We start from the raw sequence: 2774 nt of genomic DNA on the forward strand, positions 1-2774 counted from the left end.
CGCCAGCAAAGACAAATATAAGCGTCTGTTAAAAGCCGCACAAAGCGGATCACCAGGTATTGTCGCGCCGGTAGATCTTGTCGCCGGTGAGGGGCAGATGAAATCGGACAGTGCAGCCTATGAAGCCATGCGGCAGCAAGCCAGATCCTACAAGGACCTCTCGGGATATTTATATATAACGGCGCCTTTTGACGGAGTCGTGGTAGCGCGTAAGGCAGAACCCGGTGCATTGGTAAGCGTCAACAATATGCTGCTGACCGTACAGGACAACCATGTTCTCTGGCTGCGCGTAGTGATCCCTGAAATCTACGCGGCGGCGGCCGTGCCGGATAAGCTCAGCTTCCATGTAGATGCCTATCCCCAACAGCGTTTTACCGGTGTCCTTCAAAGAAAGACAGAGACGATCGATCCCGGAACGCGGACCGAACTCTGGGAATATGAGGTAGCAAACCAGCAGCATATCCTGAAAGCCGGCGCTTTCGTGAATGCACATCTGGAACTTAGGCGGCATGCCCCTTCCTTTCTGGTAGCACCGGCCGCTATTGCATCACGCTGGAACGTAAGTTCGTAATCCGGGTACATGACGGGAAAGCCCAATGGGTCGATGTCCTGCAGGGTATGACGATCGACGGTAGTATTGAAATATTCGGCAATCTGCAGACCGTCGATACTTTGATCGCGAGAGCTACAGACGAACGCAAACCGGGCAGCACGGCTTATTGGAAGCCTGTTCGTTAATAAATCTCCATGCCTTGTGATCAATTATTTCTCAGATAACATCGCCTGACTGATCAATTGCGGAATGCCAAACTCTCCATTAGACAGAAATTCGGGATAGGGATGCCACCCGGGAGTATGCAGAAAAGAATTCTTATCGCCAAACAACAGTCCGGCAAATGTCTCGCCGACAATGCGGCCACCAACCGGTCCCAAACAAATCGGCGTATCATCGTCCACATATTGCTGCTGCGCTTCTGCAAGAATATAAAACCACAAAGGGGCATTGTCCCTGAAATTCTCCGAGATAGAGAGGATGGACTGATTCGTGCCCGGCTTTTCCAGCGAACCATCTCCCTGACCATCTTCATTTGCTTTTCCAACGCGAAGCAATTCATCGGGAATAACAGGCACGCCCATCGCCCTGGCTACGTCCTGTCCCGAAGGCAGCTTCAGCTTCAGGCCGCGTCGCAGATTGAGCTGTGCGAGTGAAGGCGGCTGTTCGCCGGTAATAGGCGCAGGTAAATGCCGGAGCGGACTCACCAGCGAGGTATCTATCTTATAGGCAGGCTGAATCCTTTCCTTGCTGAATGGTTCCGCATCGTTTCCGAAGTCGAAGAAAAGCCGCCAGTCGATGGCGTAATCGCTGCGGAATTTGCCGAAGGCTTTCAGATCAGGAAAGATATGCGGCCGGGGATCGTGTGGATGACTCGATAGATCATCCCGCTCGTTCAACCGGTAAAGCGGTCTTACCATCGAATGCCCAAAGCGATAGGCCGCTACAGAGAATTCGACCGGCATGAATGGGTCCTTCTTCGGATGATAAAACCTCAAACGAGGTTTATATTCCAATATAGAAGACTGCGCTCCGATATGCGGGAAGATGCGGTGAAGCATGTCCCATCCGATAATAGTAGGCAGAAAGTCGTGGACAACCACCCATTGATAATGGAATTGCACCACTTTCCGGACGCTGTCGAAATCTGTCGGAAGGCCTTTCTGCTTATGAACATTCAACATCCGATTGTGAAAGCGAAGAAAGATTCCCTGCAGCTGAGAAACAATGACATTTTCATCATTCCGCTTATCCCCAATGAGCGCGAACTGGGGATCACCCTGCCCTCGACGGGGGAGATCACGCGTATCCGGATCATTGGAATTGCCGGTTAGTGGATCGCCCAGCTGCATCTTTATCGTCCCGTCGTCCTGAAAGTCATAGAGATAGGGCTGGTCATCCGGGCCGCGTCCATACAAATTATCCAGATCGAAACGCGGCGTACGAAAGTCGACAATAGCTTCCGGATCACTTTTTTGCTGCGCAAGCGTAGAAGGGTCAAAAGTAAGATCGTGGTCGATAAACTGTCCGAAGTAGGTATAGCCGGCACTGATTCCCGTATTCTCCTCATCATCACGGGGATTCTTTGTTTCCGGAGTAGGCTTATCTGCATCTGCCGTCATAGCGGTTCCGAGCGCCTTCAGGTCATCTTCCAAATGCAGCGCAGGCTTGAGATGTCTGAACATTCTTCCGAAACGACCTTCAAAATTTTGACTTTCCGGCACATGATCCAGGCCACGCACGAGTCCGTGCGTCCCTCTACCCTGTCTTGTGGGTTTTAATGGGGGTGTCGACAAAGAAAGCGGCATTGAGTTGTTTGACATTTGATTTGTTTTTAGGAGATACAGAAAGGTACCTGTAACAAACAACCCATGCAACGGGAAAAACACCCTCTTTTCTGCATCATCCGATAAAACAGTAGAATAATTATCAAATCCAGTGAAATACAACTCAATATCGAAGCTTCATATCAACTCTTCTGTTTATTTTTCTGCCCTCCGGGTTCTTATTATCTGCCACAGGCCGCTCGCTGCCATATCCGACTGCAGTCAGGCTGCTGCGCGATAAGCGCCCTTTTGTAATCAGATAATCCAGGACGGCCTGTGCTCTGTTGCTGCTTAAAATTTTATTCTTCTCCTCGTCACCAGTACTGTCTGTATGTCCCGAAATATCCAGCTTTAAATAAACATTTCTGCGAAGAATCGAAGCGACAGTATCGAGC

At 50.2% G+C, this 2774-nt stretch carries 3 protein-coding genes; 1 reads left to right on the forward strand and 2 read right to left on the reverse strand.

Going from position 1 to position 2774, the window contains the following annotated elements; translation table 11 throughout:
• Window positions 1–571, forward strand: a 571-nt coding sequence (locus tag FCR06_RS32050) for an efflux RND transporter periplasmic adaptor subunit (protein ID WP_138506928.1), incomplete at its 5' end; no start/stop codon positions are given.
• Window positions 572–762: 191 nt separating this feature from the next.
• Here the strand turns inward: FCR06_RS32050 and FCR06_RS32055 are convergent.
• Both FCR06_RS32055 and FCR06_RS32060 read right to left on the reverse strand, forming a co-directional pair.
• Window positions 763–2295: a peroxidase family protein gene (locus FCR06_RS32055; RefSeq protein WP_189523672.1), complete on the reverse strand. Its 1533-nt coding sequence runs from the start codon at window positions 2293–2295 to the stop codon at window positions 763–765.
• 208 nt (window positions 2296–2503) lie between these two features.
• Window positions 2504–2774 (reverse strand): OmpA family protein (locus FCR06_RS32060; protein ID WP_138506932.1); only part of this gene is annotated, 271 nt, incomplete at its 5' end.

The organism is Nostoc sp. PA-18-2419 (genome assembly GCF_005869855.1).
GTDB lineage: Bacteria > Cyanobacteriota > Cyanobacteriia > Cyanobacteriales > Nostocaceae > Nostoc.